Genomic DNA, 18,760 nt, shown 5'->3' on the forward strand with positions numbered 1-18,760 from the left:
GGTAGAATCTCGGTAAAAAGAAATGAAATAACGTTAATTAACGTAGCGACAGCACTTAAATGAGTGCTAATTGACGTTGAACGGGGGCGAAGCTTCGGCGGTGCTCCTCAAGCGGCCCATGAGCGGATAGCGCCTCAAGATGCTCTTTCGTTGGGTAGCCTTTGTGACGTGCAAAGCCATACTCAGGATAGCGCATATCCAGCGCAACCATCTGGGAATCGCGCGCGACCTTGGCAAGAATCGACGCCGCAGCAATGGCGGGATGGCGCGCATCACCTTTGACCACTGCTTGCCCCGGCAAACTATGTCCCGGCAAACGGTTACCGTCCACCAGCAAGTACTCGGCCGCAGGGGCTAAACCGTCAATCGCACGACGCATTGCCAAGTGCGTGGCGTGGTAAATATTAAGCTGATCAACTTCGGCAGCGCTTGCCTCAGCGACCACAAAGGCTAACGCCTGCTCGCGTATCAACACATCTAACGCTTCACGCTTACGGGCGGTGAGCTTTTTAGAGTCAGTCAGACCGTCAATGGGGCGTGCTGGGTCCAGAATCACCGCCGCGGCCACGACGCTACCGATTAACGGCCCACGCCCAACCTCGTCGACCCCCGCCAAGCGCTCGCCCACATAGGCGATCTCAAGCGGCGGAAAATCGCCTGGTTTAGCGGGCATTGTAGCGCTCCAGTGGCTGGCCTAATGCGATAGCGGTGATTGCCTCAGCGGCGCGTCGACTAGCGTTGCGCTGCAAGTCGGCGTGCATCGTTGCAAAGCGTGCCTCTAACGCCAATCGTGCTTCGTGATCGCTAAGCAACTCATGAAGCTGGTCTGCGATAGCTTCAGGTGTCGCCGCGTCCTGAATAAGCTCAGGCACCACGCTTTGCTGCGCGATCAGATTGGGTAGCGATACCCACTGGGTTTTCACCATACGCTTGGCAAGCCAATGCGTGGCCGGCGCCATCCTGTACGCAACCAGCATCGCCCGGTGACACAGCATGGCTTCAAGCGCGGCGGTCCCTGACGCCAGGAGCACGGCATCACTGGCAACCATTGCCTCTCGCGCTTGGCCATTTAACAGCTGTACACGCTCGGCAAGCGTTGGATAGTGAGACAAGAGCGCCTGAATTTCGTCATGACGCAGCGCTGAGGCAGCCGGAATCAAAACCTTTAGTGTGGCATGGCGCTGGCACAGCAGCTCAGCGGCGGCTAAAAACGTATGACCCAGAAAACGTATTTCGTTGCTGCGCGAGCCTGGCAATAAAGCAAGCACCAGCGCATCTGCATCAAGACCTAGTGCCTGGCGCGTTGCGATGCGGTCATTTTCAAGCGGCAGCTCATCAGCAAGCGGGTGGCCCACAAACACGACAGGAACGTTATGGCGCAGGTAAAAATCCGCTTCAAAGGGTAGCAGGGTGAGCATGCCATCAACGGATTTGGCAATGCCTTTCACGCGACCCTGTCGCCATGCCCAAACCGAAGGACTGACGTAGTGGGCCGTTTTGATTCCGGCATTACGCAGCTGCTTTTCCAAGCCGAGCGTAAAATCAGGCGCGTCAATACCCACCATGATATCCGGCTGCCAGGCGAGCGCTTCGTGACGCAGCGTGCGGCGCACACCTACCAGCTCAGGCAGGTGTTTGATGACCTCAACCAGCCCCATCACAGAAAGCGTTTCCAACGGAAAGCGGCTTTGCATCCCTTCAGCGATCATGCGTGGCCCACCAATCCCACGAAACTCAACCTCTGGATGGCGCGCCTTAAGCGCACGCATCAGACCTGCTCCAAGGATATCCCCCGAAAGCTCGCCAGCCACCAGATAAACGCGCTGCAAAGTCATAAGCGAATGGACATGGTTAGCGCGTAATGCCCCGGGTCGAACGCTCGATAGAGTCAGCGAACTCAGTCACTTCCTCAATATCAAAGCTCGCACGCATCTCTTCAAGCGCTTGCTCGACGGTAAGCCCCTGGCGATAGACCATCTTATAGGCAGCGCTCAGCGCATTAATCGCCTCACGGCTAAAGCCGCGGCGTTTTAAGCCGACGAGGTTCAGGCCTCGCGCTTCTGCCGGGTTGCCGTTAATCATGACGTAGGCAGGCGTGTCTTTAGTGATAATAGAGCCTCCGCCCGCCATGGCATGTTCACCAAAGTGACAAAATTGGTGCACGGCAGATAGGCCACCCAGGATAGCGTAATCACCCAGCGTTACGTGCCCGGCGAGCGTTACCTGGTTGGCGAGGATACAGTCATTGCCGATGACACAGTCATGGCCCACGTGTACGTAGGCCATAAACAGATTGCGGGAACCAATCGTCGTTTCACCACGGTCTTGTACCGTACCGCGGTGAAGCGTCACGCCTTCACGGATAACGTTATCGTCTCCCATGACAAGACGAGTAGGTTCACCAGCGTACTTTTTGTCCTGACAATCCTCACCTACCGAGGCGAACTGAAAAATACGCGTGCGCTTCCCCAACACAGTGGGTCCTTTGACCACTACGTGCGGGCCGATTATGGAGCCTTCGCCGATCGTGACGTTAGCCCCAATAACACTAAAAGGGCCAACCTCAACGTCATCTGCGAGCGTTGCTGTTGGGTCAACCAGTGCAGTAGGATGTATCAAGCAACCTTCCTCTCAGCACAAATAATTTCTGCTTCACAGGCCAGCTCTCCGTCAACCGTGGCGCGACACGCAAATTTCCAAATGCCCCGCTTGCCACGAATTACATTAGCCTCCAGTTGAAGCTGGTCACCTGGCATAACCGGGCGCTTGAAACGCACATTGTCGCTACCCACCAGGTAGTACACGTAGCCATCCGCTGGCAGCTTGTTAACTGTTTTAAAGCCTAAAATACCGCAAACCTGGGCCAGTGCTTCGACTACCAGCACACCCGGCATAATAGGATGATGTGGGAAGTGGCCGTTGAAAAAAGGCTCGTTAATACTAACGTTTTTGAACGCAACGATGGATTCGCCCACAGTTAATGCTGTTACTCGATCCACCAATAAAAACGGATAGCGGTGGGGCAAGTATTCGCGAATTTCGTTAATATCCATAACCATCGTAACGACCTCAAAATGAAAAACGCCTGATAGGCATCAGGCAAATACCAGCACTTTGTCTGGTTAAAGGGCAAGGAATTATACCCTGCCGCCCTCTCGTCTCAAGCTACTTACTTAGTAAACAATATGGCTTTTAGGCGTCACGCGTCGTTTTTTCCAGCCGAGACAACCGCTTGGCTATATCATCCAACTGCTTAAACCGCACCGCATTTTTACGCCACTGCGAATTACTCATTGCCCCCGTACCTGACGAGTAGACGCCGGGAGTATGAATCGAGTTGGTCACAAGACTCATCCCGGTGACCTGAACACCATCACAAATCGTTAGGTGGCCTGATAATCCAACGCCCCCTCCCAACATGCAGTGCTTGCCTACTTTGGTGGACCCTGCAATACCGACACAGCCTGCCAAAGCACTATGGGCACCAATAGTGACGTTATGAGCGATTTGTACCTGACTATCGATTTTAACGTCATCGCCAATCAGGGTATCGCCTAGCGCACCACGGTCAATGCTGGAGCAACTGCCCACTTCGACATTATCACCCAGCACAACGCCACCTAACTGGGCAATTTTGTGCCAACCTTCACCGTCGTGGGCAAATCCAAAACCGTCTCCACCAATCACACAACCACTTTGTAAAATGACCCGTTTGCCAATAATCACGCCATGACACACGGTCACATTGGCATGCAGCCGAGTATTTTCGCCGATAACGCTATCAGCGCCGACGACACTCCCAGCGCCCACCACAACGTGGTCACCCAGTGTTACGCCCGCTTCTACTACGGCGTGGGCCTGGATCGAGACGCCTTCACCCAACGTTACGCTGTCGGCAACGACCGCGGTGGGATGAATTCCCGCCTTATCACGTGCAGGCAGTGGGTCAAATAGCTGAGAGAGTTTGGCATACCCCAGATAGGGGTTTTCCATCTCAAGCTTTGGCACCGGGCAGCTCTTGCCATGCTCAGGGTGAAGCAGCACGGCTGCCGCCTGAGTGGTGGCCAAATCCTTGAGGTAAGCGCGATTTGTTAAAAAGGCCACTTGATCAGATGTGGCCTCTTTAAGTGTTGCTAAACCACGAATGGGTAGCGCGGCATCACCTTCAAAGGTGACCCCTAAATGGCGAGCAATGTCCGCAAGTGTAAGATGGTGAGATGCGTGCGTCATGGGAGCCCAATAAAGCAATAGTGCAGCACAGCTACACCGACAGTCATTAAAAATTAATTACATCGAATCAAATATTTGCGTAACTTCATCAGTCACATTAGGCAAATCAACCGAGGAATGAAGCACTCCTTGAGGCTCAACCAATACATCAATATTGTGACGGTTCAGCACTTGCTCCACCGCTTGCTCAAGCTTGAGTTCCGCACCTTCCAGAAACTGCTGCTCTGAACGCTGCTGAGCCTCCATAACATCACGACGTAACTGCTCAAAACGCGAACCTTTCTGCTGCAGCTCAGCGATCAGTGTTTCACGCTGCGACTGAGACATCGTTTCGCCTTCGCGCTGCAAGCGTTCTTGCAACTGCTGTAACTCATTTCCCAGGCTTTGGGCTTCACTCTGCTGACTGCCAATCTGGTTTTCCAGCTGATTTAGCGAGGTTTGAGCCGACTGGGTATTCATCAGCGCAGCTCGCCAATCCAGCACGGCAACCTCTGCAGCTTCTGCTGCATGAACCGGTAAAACAATCGCACCAAATAAGCACACGGCCGCTGTCAGTTTACGCATCGAGTCACTTCCTTATCATCAAGCGGGGGCGCTACCAAGGGCGCGCCCCTTTAGCAAAATTAGAATGTTTGTCCCAGCGAGAACTGGAAGAACTGTGTGTCATCACCGCTTTTGTCTTTAAGCGGCTCCGCGATGCTAAAGGTCAGCGGGCCAACCGGTGTTAACCAGGAAAGGCCAACGCCCACACTATAGCGCAAATCGCCCAGGTCGACGCCAGAACTACACCGCTGACGATCCGCATCAGCTTCTAATACCTTGTAGCAGGAGCTCAAGAACGTATTACCGGCATCCAAGAACAGCGAAGGCTGCACAGAACGCTGATTTTCTACAAAAGGCATGGGGAAGATAACTTCGGCACTACCTTCCACCAACACATTACCGCCCATTGTGCGATCACGCCCCCCTTCAACACCCGGCGTGGTAGCTTGCCCCAATGTATTGGATGTAAAGCCACGTACCGAACCTAAACCACCTGCGTAAAAATTCTCATAGAAGGGAAAAGGATCGTTTGAATCAAACGTATTGGCATAGCCAAGGTTACCGCTAAACTTAAGTGCCCAACTCTCGTCGTTATTGAGCGGGTATAGCTGCTGAGCCCGAGCGCGCAGCTTATAATACTCTGCATCGCTGCCCGGCACGCCGGTTTCAAGCGACAGGCGCTGATAGTTACCGGCTGTCGGCATCACGCCTCGGTTAAGGTTGTTACGCGTCCAGCTCGCCGTGAGTTTAAAGCTTTGAGCGCGCTCCCCTTCGTCATCCACATAGCGACGAATTTCTGACGCCGTATCGTTGTAGGTTTTGATTTTAAGCTCTTCAATGCTCGCCCCGAAGTTGAGGCGAGACAGCTCACTTACCGGATAGCCGAAGTTAATACCCGCACCATACGCATCGGTCGAGTAGGTAGAGATATCCGAGTCGGCGTAGTCCGTTTCACGGTAAAATACGTTGTAGCCGCGAGAAATACCGTCAAGTGTCCAGTAAGGATCCGTGAAGGCAAAGTTAACGCTGGTGAATGTGTCGCTGCGCTGCGCGCCAATATTGACCCGGTTACCCGTGCCCAGGAAGTTGTTTTGTGCCAGTCCAACCCCATAGATTACCCCAGCACTTTGCGAAAAGCCCACGCTGGCAGACACCGAGCCTGAGGGCTGCTCTTCCACGCGATAGGTGACATCCAACTGATCAGGCTGACCTGGTACCGGCTGGGTATCCACTTCAACCTGGCTAAAGAAGCCAAGCCGTTCAAGGCGCTGGCGCGACTGAGTAATTGAGTCGGTCGACGCGGGAGCGCCTTCCATTTGAATCATTTCCCGACGAAGCACTTCATCCTGGGTGGTGGTATTACCATAAAACTCAATACGTCGAACATAAGTGCGCTGACCAGGTTCAACCGCGATGACCAGGTCAACCGTTTCACCGTTATCCGCCATTTCAGGAATACCCTGAATATCGGCGAATGCAAAACCTTCAGCGCCCAAACGCTGGCGTAGCGCTTCGGTAGATGCGTTCACCTGACCGCGAGAGAAAATGTCTCCGCTATGGATCTCCATTAGTTGGCGTGCTTCGCTTTCGCTGATTTGCATATCACCAACAAAGCGGACATCACCTACTCGATACTGGTTACCCTCATCAACATTAAGCGTAACAAATATTTCGGACTTTTCAGGCCCAATGGAGACTTGCGTGGAGGTAACGTCAAAATTTACATAGCCACGATCAAGGTAGAAGGTGCGAAGGCGCTCGATATCGCCCGATAAAGCTTCACGAGAGTACTCATCGCTTGAAAACCAGCCAAAGAAGCGCCCCGGCTTGTCGTTCAGCTCAAAAACATTGCGCAGCGTTTCATCGTCAAAATCCTGATTACCGACAATATTGATTTGACGAATCTTGGCTACTTCGCCTTCATTAATATTGATATTGACCTGTACACGCCCTTCATCAACCTGTTCAACCTCGGTCGTAATTCGAGCACTGTAGCGTCCCTGGCTCTGGTAAACACCTTCAAGCTCACGCTGAATCTCTTCAAGGGTCGAGAGTTGCAGCACTTGGCCTTCCGACAACCCTGACTGGCGTAAGCCGTTACGCAGGTCCTCTTCTGAAATCTGCTTATTGCCAGCGAGGTTCAAGCGCGCGATGGTCGATCGTTCAACGACCTGAATAACCAATACATCGCCTTCGCGAGCTAGCGAAACATCTTCAAATAAACCAGTGGCAAACAAATCGCGTGCGGCTGACGCTAGCTGCTGCTCGCTAACCCGATCATTAGTACTGACAGGAAACGCATTAAAGACCGATGCAGCGGATACCCGCTGCAGTCCTTCCACTCGAATGTCCGAAACATCAAAGGATTGTGCCTGGGCGCCGCTAGCGCCTACCAGCAAGAGTGCTGCCATTCCAAGGGTCTTGATTTTCATGCTGTCAGTTCGCTCGCGTTGGTCTGCCTATCACGTTAGATAAGCACCATATACATTTGTGCAGGCAGATGACAAGGCATCCTGCGCGCTACACGCGTCATTACCAAAGGCGCATCAGATCAAAATACAGAGCCATCACCATCAGGCCGCCAACCATGGCAAGCCCAATGCGCAATCCAATGGCTTGGGTTTGTTCAGAGACCGGCCGCCCACGTACGATTTCCAAGAAATAGTAAAGCAAGTGTCCACCATCGAGCACCGGAATAGGCAATAAATTAAGCACGCCAAGGCTGATGGACAAATACGCTAAAAAGCCTACAAATGCTTCCATTCCAGCACGGGCCGAATCACCCGAAATTTGCGCAATCGTAATAGGGCCGGAAAGATTGGAAGGTGAAATCAAACCTACCAACATTTTACGAATCGCATCAACGGTTAACAAAATCATATCACCGGTACGCGATAGCGCTTGTCCAACCGCTTCGATAGGCCCATAACGAATTTCGCGCTGTAGCGACTCAGGCCACGTTACCGACTCAACGCCTGCACCAATGTACCCAACCTCACCGCCACTCTCCAGCAGATTGCTGCCCGGCGTTAGTGTTAGTGTGCCCTGCTCGCCATTTCGCTCATAGGCTACGCTAAGCGTTTCACCCGCACTACGTCGGATCATAGTGACAAACTGCATCCAATCTTCCACCGGCATGTCGTCAATCGCAATAATATGATCGCCTGCTTGCAACCCCGCATTGGCGGCTGCTTCGCCATCTACCACCTGGCCTAATACTGCTGGAAATTCTGGCTGCCAAGGCGTCATACCCAAGGATTGCAGTGGCTGGGGCGGGTCTTGGCGGGTCAGGTAGTTATCGACCTCCAGCGCGTAAGCTCGTTCACTGCTACTGCCCTCAGGCAACACATTGATGGCTAGCGAGCCGCTAAAACCAATCATAGAGATAAGCTTTAGATTGACCTCCTCCCAGGAGCGTACGGCATCATTTTGAATAGCGATAATTTCGTCGCCGTGGGCAAGGCCTGCTTCAGCTGCCGGCGAATCAGGCAGCACATCGCCCACCATGGGAGCGACCACGGTCGTCCCGGATACAAAGAGCGCCCAGTAGGCAACAATAGCCAACAGGAAATTTGCCAAAGGTCCAGCGGCAACAATGGCGATACGCTGCCATACCGTTTTGCGATTAAAGGCCTGGTCAAGCTGATCTTCCGGTACCGGCGCTTCACGCTCGTCCAGCATTTTGACATAGCCGCCCAGCGGAATGGCCGCTATCGCGTACTCCGTCCCCTGGCGGTCCACAGTGGACCATAGCGGTTTGCCAAAGCCCACCGAAAAACGCAACACCTTGACGCCACAGCGACGTGCCACCCAAAAGTGGCCAAACTCGTGAAAGGTAATCAACAAACCCAGCACGACGATGATCGCTAAAATGTTTTGTAACAGGCCCACAATAAACTCCCTGGCACCCTGCACATCAGCCGATGCTTAAGTGACCTACTTGCTTCTCAATATTCGGTACGGCACTGCCTAGCCTGCTTGTAACATGACCCTTTGTGCTGCCTGCTGACGCGCCCAGTGGTCTGCAGCCAAGATATTTTCAATCGTATCGGCGTTGCCTGCATAAGGCTGCGACACGACCTCTTCAACCACGTTGGCTATTTCACCAAAGCTGAGCCTTTCCGCCAGGAACGCCTCAACGGCGACTTCATTGGCTGCATTGAGAATCGCCGGTGCTGCACCGCCCTTTTGCATGGCTTCACGGGCCAAGCGTAGGCAGGGAAAGCGCGCTTCATCTGGCGCTTCAAAATCCAGCTGCGCGATCTGGAACAGATCCAGGGTTTCTACACCGGCCTCAACGCGCTCGGGCCATGCCAGCCCATAGGCAATGGGTATACGCATATCCGGATTGCCCAGTTGGGCGATGACAGAGCCATCAATGTACGCCGCCATGGAGTGAATCACACTCTGCGGATGCACTACCACCTGAATTTGCTCGGGCGTTGCATCAAACAGCCAGCACGCTTCAATTAATTCAAGGCCTTTGTTCATCATGGTGGCGCTATCAACCGAAATCTTGCGCCCCATCGACCAGTTAGGGTGGGCGCAGGCCTGGTCGGGCGTCGCCTTGGCAACTTTGTCCGCACTCCAGGTGCGAAAAGGCCCGCCAGACGCTGTTAGCAGCAGCTGTCGAACGCCGTGACGCTCAAGCCCGCCGCGATGTTTTACAGGCAGGCACTGATAGATGGCATTATGCTCAGAATCGATGGGCAACAGCGTGGCGCCAGAGCGCTCAACCGCCTGCATGAACAGGGCACCGCTCATCACCAACGCTTCTTTATTAGCAAGTAGCACGCGCTTGCCCGCTTCTGCAGCAGCCAGCGCAGGCAGCAGACCCGCTGCCCCAACGATGGCGGCCATAACAGCATCTACACACGCCTCACGGGCAACCTGGCAGAGTGCTTCACGTCCCGCCAGCACGACGGTCGGTTGGTCAGCTTCATCAAGCGCTTGGCGAAGCCATTGCGCATCGTCACTATGATCGAGTACCGCGATACGGGGACGATGAACCAGGCACTGATTCAGAAGCACTTCCCTGGAAGTATGGGCCGTCAACGCATACACCCGATAACGCTCGGGATGACGGGCGATGACATCCAGGGTGCTCACCCCGATAGAGCCGGTTGAGCCCAGCACGGTAATCCACTGGCAGGACGATTGACTCATAAGACAGTCACCTGCCCTTGAAGAACGGGCAAATAAAGCAGCGCAAAGAGCGGAATCGCCGCCGTCAAGCTATCAATCCGGTCCAGCACGCCGCCATGGCCCGGTAGCAGCTGGCTTGAGTCCTTGATGTCTCGGTAGCGTTTGAGCATGCTTTCCAGCAGATCACCCAGCACTGAAATAAGCGTGACAATAACGGTGACTACCACCAAGCCAACAGCTACACCCGGGGTTAACGACTGCCAAAAGGCGAAAGCAAGCGCCAGTAGCGTGGTGGCAACGAGCCCACCAATAACGCCTTCCCAGGACTTACCGGGGCTGACCCTTGGGGCGAGCTTGCGCTTACCAAAACGACGCCCGGCAAAATAGGCGCCGATATCCGCCGCCCACACCAGCAGTAATACAAACAACAGCCATACGCCGCCGCTATCGCGCAGAATATTAAAGCCGACCCAGCAGGGCAGCAGCACCCATAGCCCCATCGCCAAGCGGCGTGGCGTTGACTGCCACTGCTGTCCTTTTTCCGGGTAATGGGTCACCCAGTAAAGATTAACCAGCCAGCCAAGGGCGGCGCACCATAAAGGCCATACTGCAAACGCGGCACCGGTGAGCCACATCAGTAGCATCACCACCGCAAGCCCGGCAACCAGCTGAACACGCTGACGCTGCCGGATAACGCCTGCCAGGTTCGTCCACTCCCAGGCCCCAAGCAACACCATCAAAGCGGTAAAAAGCGCAAACGCGCCACCTTGCAATCCAAACAGACCAACCAGCACCAAGGGCGCCAGCCAGGCTACGGTTATAATCCGCTGTCTAAGCACCTTGCGCCTCTATTTGTTCGTCGGTCATGCCAAAACGCCGACGCCGCTGACAAAAGTCGTACAGCGCACTGTCCAGCGCATCGGCACCGAAGTCGGGCCAGAGTAAGGGCGAGAAATGCAGTTCAGCATACGCTAACTGCCACAGCATAAAATTCGACAATCGCTGTTCGCCACTTGTTCGGATACACAGGTCAACAGGAGGCACGTGGTCTGCTTCCATTGCCCTGTCAAAGCAGGCTTCATCGATATCGGCAGGCTGTAACTCACCGGCGGATACCTGCTCAGCCAAATGTCGCGCTGCGCGTGCGATGTCCCACTGCCCGCCGTAGTTGGCAGCGATCACCAGGTGCATGCCGGTATTACCTTCGGTCAGCGCTTCTGCACGCTGTATATACTTCTGAATGGCGTGAGAGAAGCCACGCCGTTCACCAATAATCGTTAGCCGAATATTGCGCTCATTAAGCTTTTTAACTTCGCGCTTGAGCGCCATCAAAAAGAGCTCCATCAACGCATTCACTTCAGCAGCCGGACGTTTCCAGTTCTCGCTTGAAAAGGCAAACAGGCTCAGCGTACTTACCTGGCGCTCGGCTGCGCGCTGAATTACCGCTCTGACGGCTTCGACGCCTGCACGATGACCACGTACGCCAGAGAGGCCGCGGGCCTTTGCCCAGCGGTTATTGCCGTCCATTATGATCGCGACATGCGACGGCAGTGCTTCGCCCAGGCACTTGGGTGGCGTGCTTGCGTCGTCCGGCTGTTCTTGAGGAAACTGCGGTGACGTCATGAGGTCTCGCACAAAAGCTCAGTCATAGTAAAGCCATAGGCCTAGCGGGCAGCCTGGCTACCCGCAGCTAAATAAAAGGCAGGTGCTTATACCTGCATCAAGTCCTGCTCTTTCGCGGCAAGCGCTTTATCGACTTCGGCAATATATTTGTCGGTCAGCTTTTGGATTTCATCTTCACCCTGACGCTGATCGTCTTCGGTAATCTCTTTATCCTTTAGCAAGGATTTGAAATCACCATTGGCATCGCGACGCACGTTACGCACAGCCACACGAGCATTTTCAGCTTCGCTACGCGCCTGTTTGATATATCCCTTGCGTGTCTCTTCGGTCAACATGGGCATCGGTACACGGATCACATTACCCGCGCTTGAAGGGTTCAAGCCCAGATCAGAGGTCATGATAGCCTTTTCGATTTTCGGCACCATACCCTGCTCCCAGGGAGCCACCGCAAGCGTACGCGCATCTTCAACGTTAACCGATGCCACCTGGCTAAGCGGCACCTGGCTACCGTAATAATCGACGGTAACGGCATCCAGAATACTGGGGTGTGCACGCCCGGTACGGATTTTGTTGAAGTTACTGTTCAGCGCTTCAACGCTTTTTTTCATGCGAGATTCAGCATCTTTCTTAATATCATTAATCACGTTCTTACCCTCTATCTATTAGCGTGCCTTCCTTGCCCCCTACTACCAGGTTCAGCAGGGCACCAGGCTTATTCATATCAAATACCCGCACCGGCATATTATGGTCACGTACCAGGCAGATAGCGGTCAAATCCATAACGCCTAGCTTTTGGTCCAGAGCGTCATCGTAGGAGAGCTGATCATATTTTACGGCATCGGCATGTTTTAGGGGGTCCTTGTTATACACCCCGTCCACTTTGGTCGCTTTAATGACCACATCCACATCCACTTCAATACCGCGTAAGCAAGCGGCCGAGTCGGTTGTGAAAAATGGATTACCGGTTCCTGCCGAAAACAGTACCACGTCTCCTGACGTTAAATAACGGATGGCAGTGCGGCGGTCATAATGCTCTACCACACCACTCATGGGAATCGCCGACATTACCCGCGAACGAATATTTGAACGCTCCAGTGCATCGCGCATGGCCAACGCGTTCATGACCGTTGCCAGCATTCCCATGTGGTCGCCTGTGACCCGATCCATTCCGGCTTCGCTGAGCGCCGCACCTCGAAACAGGTTGCCGCCTCCAATCACGATCCCGACCTGCACACCAATACCCACCAGTTGGCCGATTTCCAGCGCCATACGGTCTAACACTTTAGGATCAATACCAAAATCGTGCTCTCCCATTAGCGCCTCGCCTGAAAGCTTCAGCAAAATACGCTTGTATTTTGACTTCGACTTTTCAAGTTTATGGGGCACAACAAGCGGGGTAGGCTCTTGAACATCTCGTGACATGGCATCTCTCCTGAAGCAGACTTGGACACAGGTGGGCGAAGCAACCCCCTATTTAGCAGGGGCCGGATACACGAAGGCGTGCGCTTACGCGCACGCCATCTTCTGACTAGAACGTCTGACCTTAACGACGGCCAGCCTGTTCCATAACTTCTTTAGCGAAGTCGACTTCTTCTTTCTCGATACCTTCACCCACTTCAAAGCGCGTGAAGCTAACCACTTCGCCACCGGCTGATTTAACAAACTCAGCAACGGATTGGTTCGGGTCTTTAACAAACGGCTGCTCGGTCAGGCTGTTCTCTGCCAGGTATTTCTTCAGACGGCCTTGAACCATTTTCTCAGCAATCTGCTCAGGCTTGCCTGCCATATCCGGCTGCGCCAGGATAATGGCTTTCTCTTGATCAAGCTCTGCTTGCGGCATATCAGCCGGGAGAGCAACAGACGGATTGATCGCAGCAACGTGCATCGCTACGTCTTTCGCTGCTTCAGCGGTGCCGCCCTTGAGCACGGTCAGAACGCCGATACGGCCGCCGTGAACGTATTCGCCCACTACGCCACCTTCAACCGCGTTAACAACAACGGCACGACGCACGCCGATGTTTTCACCGATTTTCTGCACCAGTTGCTCGCGAACAGACTCAAGTTCGCCCGCCATTACAGCAGCAACGTCTTCGCTTTTCGCAGCGAAAAATGCATCAACGATTTGGTTCGTGAAGCCGATGAAGTTGTCATCACGGGCAACGAAGTCAGTCTCGGAGTTGATTTCAACCATTACACCGTAGCTGCCGTCTTCAGCAACGCGGGTAACGACCGCGCCTTCAGCAGCGGTACGTCCGGCTTTCTTCGCGGCTTTTAGGCCCGAGCTTTTACGTAGGTTTTCAATCGCGACGTCGATATCACCGTCGGCTTCGGTGAGTGCTTTTTTACACTCCATCATGCCGAGACCGGTACGTTCGCGCAGTTCCTTGACCTGAGAGGCGCTGATAGCTGCCATGAGAATTCACCTCGGAAATGGTTCTATGAGAGTTAAACGCCCTACAGAGTGTAGCCACGATAAATGACTATCATATATCACTTTGAAGGTCGCTTGCCGGCGCATGATGGCCCGGCGTAATCGGCCCACCCGGATGTTCATCCAAAGCGGGAAAAAGGGGGCATAGGCCCCCTCTTCAACACGATGCGGCTTAACTGCCCGCCGCAACCGCTACTACCTTACTCAGCAGCGGCGTCAGTGTCGGCTGAAGCCGATTCTTCGGTCACTTCAACGAACTCGTCCGGACGACCTTCCTTCGCACGACCACACGCGTCAGCAATCGCTTTCACGTAGATCTGAATAGCGCGAATGGAGTCATCGTTACCCGGGATAACGTAATCAACGCCATCAGGGTTAGAGTTGGTATCAACCACGCCAATAACCGGGATACCCAGTTTGTTGGCTTCGTTGATCGCGATGCGCTCGTGGTCAACGTCGATAACGAACAGTGCGTCCGGCAGGCCGCCCATGTTCTTGATACCACCGATAGAACGCTCAAGCTTATCTTGCTCACGCGTTGCCATCAGGACTTCTTTCTTGGTCAGCTTGTCGAACGTGCCGTCTTCGCGCATGGTTTCAAGTTCGCGCAGACGCTTGATAGACTGACGAATAGTCTTGAAGTTAGTCAGCATACCGCCCAACCAGCGATGGTTGACGAACGGCTGATTAACGCGATTCGCTTCTTCTTTGATGATCTTGCTAGCGCTACGCTTGGTGCCAACAAACAAAATTTTGTTGTTGGATGCCGACATCTTCTCAACCACATCAACGGCTTCGTTCAGCGCCGGAAGAGTGTGCTCAAGGTTGATGATGTGAATCTTGTTGCGTGCGCCGAAGATGAATTTGTTCATCTTCGGATTCCAGTACTTAGTCTGGTGACCGAAGTGAGCACCTGCTTTGAGCAGGTCACGCATATTAACGTGAGACATGGTAAAACTCCTGAAACTCGGGTTAGGCCTCCACGCACCCCATGGATCCGACCATTGACCACGTATAAAACGTTGTCAGCGGCACCCGGGACCATGTGTCGGTGCATGTGTGTTTTCAAGGCTTGCTATTAAGCAGCGTCTTCAAAGTGAACCCGCTGCGGGTTGTTCGCCTTGCCATGATCGCCTACCCACCATAAAGAAGCGAGCGAGCGATTGCAGGAAAGCGCGCGGCTTTATACCATAGATCATTACCAAGATGAAGTCACAGCCCGTGTTACGATCTTTATTTGTCACTTAATACTGTCGCTTTAACGCTGTCACTTACTACCTCAGCCTGAACCCATATCGAGAATTCATGAACGTTCCTATCAAGACACCTTCAGAAATCGAGAAAATGCGCGAAGCCGGGCGCCAAGCCGCCAGCGTGCTGGAAATGATTGCTCCTTACATACAAGAAGGCGTAAGCACCGGCGACATTGATAAGCGTTGTCACGACTATATTGTTAACGAATTGGGCTCGGTTCCTGCCCCGCTCAACTATCACGGTTATACCCACGCCACGTGCATCTCGCTCAACCATGTGGTGTGTCATGGCTTTCCGGATTTTAGTAAAAAACTCAAGAAAGGCGACATTCTGAACCTGGACATTACCGTCAAAACCCCCGACGGCTATCACGGTGACTCCAGCGCCATGTTTATCATCGGCGAAACCATACAGGGCGAGCGTTTGTGCCGGATTACCCAGGAGTGCTTGTATAAAAGCATTGCGCTGGTAAAACCCGGCGTACGCCTTTCAGAGCTTGCGCGAGTGATTCAAAAGCACGCCGAAGGCCATGGCTACTCGGTCGTTCGTGATTTCTGCGGCCACGGTATTGGGGCAGGCTTCCATGAAGACCCCCAGTTCCTGCATTACGATGGTTACGCGCCAGACGCCGATATCGCTCTGGAGGCTGGCATGTGCTTTACCATCGAACCCATGATCAACGTGGGTGGCTACAAAACCAAAGTTCTGCGCGATGGCTGGACCGCCGTTACCAAGGACAAGAGCCTCTCAGCGCAATGGGAGCATACCTTGCTGGTCACCGAGACCGGGGTTGAAGTACTGACCGCGCGTAGCGATGAAGACTTTAGTTTTTTAGATAACTAATGCTCCTCCACCACCACCGGTTCGAGCCGGATACGTCGCTTTACGACCTTGATGCTTTTCGTACAGAGCTATCCGGCTCGCGCTCACCCATAGCGCCGTTTAAAACGGCGCTTCGTGAGCTCCAGGCCAAGCTGGATGACCGGTTTCGTGCGGGCGCCGATATACGCGATCTGGTGCGAGGGCGTGCCTGGTATTTGGATCAACTGCTCGCCATTGCCTGGGCGCAGCACGCCTGGCCAGATGAAGGCATCGCACTGATTGCCGTTGGCGGCTATGGCCGAGGGGAGCTGCATCCCCATTCGGACATCGACCTTCAACTACTGCTTGAAGATGACGACGACACCGCTTACCGCGAACCACTCACTGCCTTTATCACTTTTTTATGGGATATCGGCCTGGAAATCGGCCACAGCGTACGTTCATTAAACGACTGCGAACGTGAAGCCAAAGCGGACGTCACCGTCATCACCAACCTGCTTGAGTCCCGTCTGATTGCAGGCCCTGCATCACTGCGCGAAAAAATGCGCGAGCGCTTAAGCGCCGAGCACATTTGGCCAGCCGACCGTTTTTTTGAAGCCAAATGGCAAGAGCAAATTGCCCGCCACTACCGTTACAACAACTCCGAATACCACCTTGAGCCTAACCTGAAGAGCTCGCCTGGCGGCCTACGCGATATTCAGATGATTGGCTGGGTCGCTAAGCGCCACTTCGGTACGGAACAGTACACCGACATTGTCGCCAATGGCTTTATGAACGATGCCGAGCTGCGTATCTTAAGCCAGGGCCAAGCGTTTTTGTGGCAAGTGCGTTATGCGCTGCATATGTTGACCGACCGCGCCGAAGACCGCCTGCTGTTTGATCACCAGCGCACGATTGCTGAGCTGTTTGGCTTTAAAGATACGCCCGAGCGGTTAGCCGTTGAGCAGTTCATGAAGCGCTACTATCGCCACGTAACGGCGCTGGCCGGACTTAACGACATGCTGCTTCAGCACTTCGACGAAGTGATTTTGCGCGGCAAAGAGGCACTTGAAACCATCCAGCTCAACGAGCGCTTTGAAACCAAGGGCGGCTATATTCAAGCACGCTCGCGCACGCTGTTTCGTGAGCAGCCTGAAGCCATGTTGGAGCTTTTCCTGCTCATGGCCAGGCACCCGGAAATCGAAGGCGTACGGGCGGACACCATTCGCTTGATTCGCGACCACCGCCATCAGATTGATGATCACTACCGCGATGACCCTCACCATCAGCGGCTGTTTATGGAAATACTGCGCGCCCCCGGCAACGTACCGCGCCAGCTCCGGCGTATGAACCGCTACGGCATATTGGGCAAGTACCTGCCCGAATTTGGCCGAGCCGTAGGATTGATGCAGCATGATCTGTTCCACATCTACACCGTGGATGCGCATACGCTGCGTCTGCTGAAGTTTTTACACGGCTTTCGCAAACCCGATGCCAAAGACGACTTCCCCGTGGCGGCTGCGCTCATCCACCAGCTTCCCAGGCTGGACATTTTGTGGATAGCGGGCCTGTTTCACGATATCGGTAAGGGTCGCGGGGGCGACCACTCTGAAATCGGCGCCAAAGACGTTACGCATTTTTGTCAGCACCACCATGTTTCAGCCCACGATACAAAGCTTGCCAGCTGGCTGGTCGAGCACCATTTGCTCATGTCGATGACCGCTCAGAAGCGCGACATTAGCGACCCTGACGTCATTCGCGACTTTGCACTGATCGTGCGTAACGAAATGCGCCTGGATTATCTTTACGTACTCACCGTGGCCGATATTAACGCCACCAACCCCACGCTTTGGAACGGTTGGCGGGCATCGCTTTTGCGCCAGCTATATGCTGAAACCAAGCGCGCCTTACGCCGCGGGTTAAAAAATCCACCGGACCGTGATGACTGGGTGCGGGAAACGCGCTCTGAAGCGCGTTCGCTACTTCAAATCATGGGGCTTGGGCGCACGCAGATTGATGCACTGTGGGAACCGCTTGGGGAGGACTATTTCCTCCAGTACGCGCCCAGCGAAATTGTCTGGCAAACCCAAGGCATCCTGGCGCATAACGCCTCTCCCTTGCCGCTGGTATTAATCAGCGCACCGACGCTTGATATGGCAGAGGGCGGCACTAAAGTGTTTATCCACACACGCTCGGTGGATGACCTGTTTGCCGCCACCGCCGCCGCCATGGAGCAGCTCGGGCTTTCCATTCATGATGCCCGCATTGCTACCTCGCGCAATAACTGGACGCTAAACACCTTTATTGTGCTGGATAGCCACGGTCAACCGATTCGCGACACGGCGCGTATCGAAGAGATGCGCCAACACTTAATCGAAGAGCTGGATGACCCAGACGACTACCCAGAAATTGTGACTCGCCATACGCCGCGTCAGTTAAAACACTTCAAGGTACCCACCGAAGTGCTGATTGAGCAAGACCCGGCTAACGAGCGCACACTCCTTGAGCTAACGGCCCCTGACCGACCTGGGCTGCTGGCCCGCGTAGGGCGTATTTTTATGGAGCAGGGTATCGCCCTTTCGGCGGCCAAAATTGCCACGCTGGGCGAGCGCGTTGAGGACGTTTTCTTTATCACCACGAAAGCAGGCGAACCCTTAACCGATCCGATACGCCAGCAAGAGCTGCGCGAGCGATTAATTGAGGTGCTAGGCGTGTAAACACTTAAAGACGCCG

Annotated in this window: 17 protein-coding genes; 2 read left to right on the top strand and 15 right to left on the bottom strand. The window is 54.0% G+C overall.

The window, feature by feature from the left end; translation table 11 throughout:
- Positions 1 to 55: 55 nt before the first annotated feature.
- From rnhB to rpsB, 15 genes are all read right to left on the bottom strand, one after another.
- Entirely contained in the window at positions 56 to 673 is a 618-nt protein-coding gene (gene rnhB / locus CZ787_RS13245; RefSeq protein WP_087109976.1) for a ribonuclease HII, read from the bottom strand.
- On the bottom strand, positions 663 to 1,835 hold the full coding sequence (gene lpxB / locus CZ787_RS13250) for a lipid-A-disaccharide synthase (RefSeq protein WP_087109978.1): 1,173 nt from the start codon (positions 1,833 to 1,835) through the stop codon (positions 663 to 665). The genes rnhB and lpxB overlap by 11 nt, the downstream gene beginning before the upstream one ends.
- Positions 1,836 to 1,851: 16 nt before the next feature.
- Complete coding sequence (gene lpxA / locus CZ787_RS13255; RefSeq protein ID WP_087109980.1) at positions 1,852 to 2,619, bottom strand: acyl-ACP--UDP-N-acetylglucosamine O-acyltransferase; 768 nt, start codon at positions 2,617 to 2,619, stop codon at positions 1,852 to 1,854.
- Positions 2,616 to 3,059 carry a 3-hydroxyacyl-ACP dehydratase FabZ gene (gene fabZ / locus CZ787_RS13260; protein ID WP_087109982.1) on the bottom strand — a complete coding sequence of 148 codons (444 nt, stop codon included), beginning with the start codon at positions 3,057 to 3,059 and terminating at the stop codon, positions 2,616 to 2,618. The genes lpxA and fabZ overlap by 4 nt, the downstream gene beginning before the upstream one ends.
- A 133-nt stretch (positions 3,060 to 3,192) precedes the next feature.
- Entirely contained in the window at positions 3,193 to 4,230 is a 1,038-nt protein-coding gene (lpxD, locus tag CZ787_RS13265; protein WP_087109984.1) for a UDP-3-O-(3-hydroxymyristoyl)glucosamine N-acyltransferase, read from the bottom strand.
- Positions 4,231 to 4,287: 57 nt separating this feature from the next.
- Positions 4,288 to 4,794 (bottom strand): OmpH family outer membrane protein, encoded by a 507-nt coding sequence (locus CZ787_RS13270; RefSeq protein ID WP_087109986.1) that lies wholly within the window; start codon positions 4,792 to 4,794, stop codon positions 4,288 to 4,290.
- Positions 4,795 to 4,853: 59 nt separating this feature from the next.
- On the bottom strand, positions 4,854 to 7,205 hold the full coding sequence (gene bamA / locus CZ787_RS13275; RefSeq protein WP_412767832.1) for an outer membrane protein assembly factor BamA: 2,352 nt from the start codon (positions 7,203 to 7,205) through the stop codon (positions 4,854 to 4,856).
- 100 nt (positions 7,206 to 7,305) lie between these two features.
- Entirely contained in the window at positions 7,306 to 8,664 is a 1,359-nt protein-coding gene (gene rseP / locus CZ787_RS13280) for an RIP metalloprotease RseP (protein WP_087109989.1), read from the bottom strand.
- Between the two features lie 78 nt (positions 8,665 to 8,742).
- Positions 8,743 to 9,939: a 1-deoxy-D-xylulose-5-phosphate reductoisomerase gene (ispC, locus tag CZ787_RS13285; RefSeq protein WP_087109991.1), complete on the bottom strand. Its 1,197-nt coding sequence runs from the start codon at positions 9,937 to 9,939 to the stop codon at positions 8,743 to 8,745.
- Positions 9,936 to 10,757, bottom strand: a complete 822-nt coding sequence (locus CZ787_RS13290) for a phosphatidate cytidylyltransferase (protein WP_087109994.1) — start codon at positions 10,755 to 10,757, stop codon at positions 9,936 to 9,938. Before CZ787_RS13290 ends, ispC begins: the two co-directional genes overlap by 4 nt.
- Positions 10,750 to 11,541, bottom strand: coding sequence for a polyprenyl diphosphate synthase (gene uppS, locus CZ787_RS13295; protein ID WP_087109996.1), 792 nt, complete (start codon positions 11,539 to 11,541; stop codon positions 10,750 to 10,752). The genes CZ787_RS13290 and uppS overlap by 8 nt, the downstream gene beginning before the upstream one ends.
- Before the next feature lie 86 nt (positions 11,542 to 11,627).
- Positions 11,628 to 12,185 carry a ribosome recycling factor gene (gene frr, locus CZ787_RS13300; protein WP_087109998.1) on the bottom strand — a complete coding sequence of 186 codons (558 nt, stop codon included), beginning with the start codon at positions 12,183 to 12,185 and terminating at the stop codon, positions 11,628 to 11,630.
- 4 nt (positions 12,186 to 12,189) lie between these two features.
- Positions 12,190 to 12,963: a UMP kinase gene (gene pyrH, locus CZ787_RS13305; RefSeq protein ID WP_087110000.1), complete on the bottom strand. Its 774-nt coding sequence runs from the start codon at positions 12,961 to 12,963 to the stop codon at positions 12,190 to 12,192.
- 121 nt (positions 12,964 to 13,084) lie between these two features.
- A complete protein-coding gene (gene tsf, locus CZ787_RS13310; protein WP_087110002.1) occupies positions 13,085 to 13,954 on the bottom strand; it encodes a translation elongation factor Ts in 870 nt (289 codons plus the stop codon).
- A gap of 218 nt (positions 13,955 to 14,172) precedes the next feature.
- Positions 14,173 to 14,922, bottom strand: a complete 750-nt coding sequence (gene rpsB / locus CZ787_RS13315; protein ID WP_087110004.1) for a 30S ribosomal protein S2 — start codon at positions 14,920 to 14,922, stop codon at positions 14,173 to 14,175.
- Positions 14,923 to 15,277: 355 nt separating this feature from the next.
- Between rpsB and map the strand changes: the two genes are divergently transcribed.
- Positions 15,278 to 16,069: a type I methionyl aminopeptidase gene (map, locus tag CZ787_RS13320; RefSeq protein ID WP_087110006.1), complete on the top strand. Its 792-nt coding sequence runs from the start codon at positions 15,278 to 15,280 to the stop codon at positions 16,067 to 16,069.
- Positions 16,069 to 18,744 (top strand): [protein-PII] uridylyltransferase, encoded by a 2,676-nt coding sequence (locus CZ787_RS13325; protein WP_087110008.1) that lies wholly within the window; start codon positions 16,069 to 16,071, stop codon positions 18,742 to 18,744. Before map ends, CZ787_RS13325 begins: the two co-directional genes overlap by 1 nt.
- The last annotated feature ends 16 nt before the right edge of the window (positions 18,745 to 18,760 follow it).

Origin of the sequence: Halomonas citrativorans, assembly GCF_900163645.1 — a bacterium.
Lineage (GTDB): Bacteria > Pseudomonadota > Gammaproteobacteria > Pseudomonadales > Halomonadaceae > Vreelandella > Vreelandella citrativorans.

Excerpts from the sequence above, each read along its gene's own strand:
- uppS (WP_087109996.1), bottom strand. The coding sequence starts at position 11,541 with ATGACGTCACCGCAGTTTCCTCAAGAACAGCCGGACGACGCAAGCACG.
- tsf (WP_087110002.1), bottom strand. The coding sequence starts at position 13,954 with ATGGCAGCTATCAGCGCCTCTCAGGTCAAGGAACTGCGCGAACGTACC.
- CZ787_RS13270 (WP_087109986.1), bottom strand. The coding sequence starts at position 4,794 with ATGCGTAAACTGACAGCGGCCGTGTGCTTATTTGGTGCGATTGTTTTA.
- pyrH (WP_087110000.1), bottom strand. The coding sequence starts at position 12,963 with ATGTCACGAGATGTTCAAGAGCCTACCCCGCTTGTTGTGCCCCATAAA.
- bamA (WP_412767832.1), bottom strand. The coding sequence starts at position 7,205 with ATGAAAATCAAGACCCTTGGAATGGCAGCACTCTTGCTGGTAGGCGCT.
- rnhB (WP_087109976.1), bottom strand. The coding sequence starts at position 673 with ATGCCCGCTAAACCAGGCGATTTTCCGCCGCTTGAGATCGCCTATGTG.
- rpsB (WP_087110004.1), bottom strand. The coding sequence starts at position 14,922 with ATGTCTCACGTTAATATGCGTGACCTGCTCAAAGCAGGTGCTCACTTC.
- lpxB (WP_087109978.1), bottom strand. The coding sequence starts at position 1,835 with ATGACTTTGCAGCGCGTTTATCTGGTGGCTGGCGAGCTTTCGGGGGAT.
- fabZ (WP_087109982.1), bottom strand. The coding sequence starts at position 3,059 with ATGGTTATGGATATTAACGAAATTCGCGAATACTTGCCCCACCGCTAT.
- CZ787_RS13325 (WP_087110008.1), top strand. The coding sequence starts at position 16,069 with ATGCTCCTCCACCACCACCGGTTCGAGCCGGATACGTCGCTTTACGAC.
- ispC (WP_087109991.1), bottom strand. The coding sequence starts at position 9,939 with ATGAGTCAATCGTCCTGCCAGTGGATTACCGTGCTGGGCTCAACCGGC.
- lpxD (WP_087109984.1), bottom strand. The coding sequence starts at position 4,230 with ATGACGCACGCATCTCACCATCTTACACTTGCGGACATTGCTCGCCAT.
- map (WP_087110006.1), top strand. The coding sequence starts at position 15,278 with ATGAACGTTCCTATCAAGACACCTTCAGAAATCGAGAAAATGCGCGAA.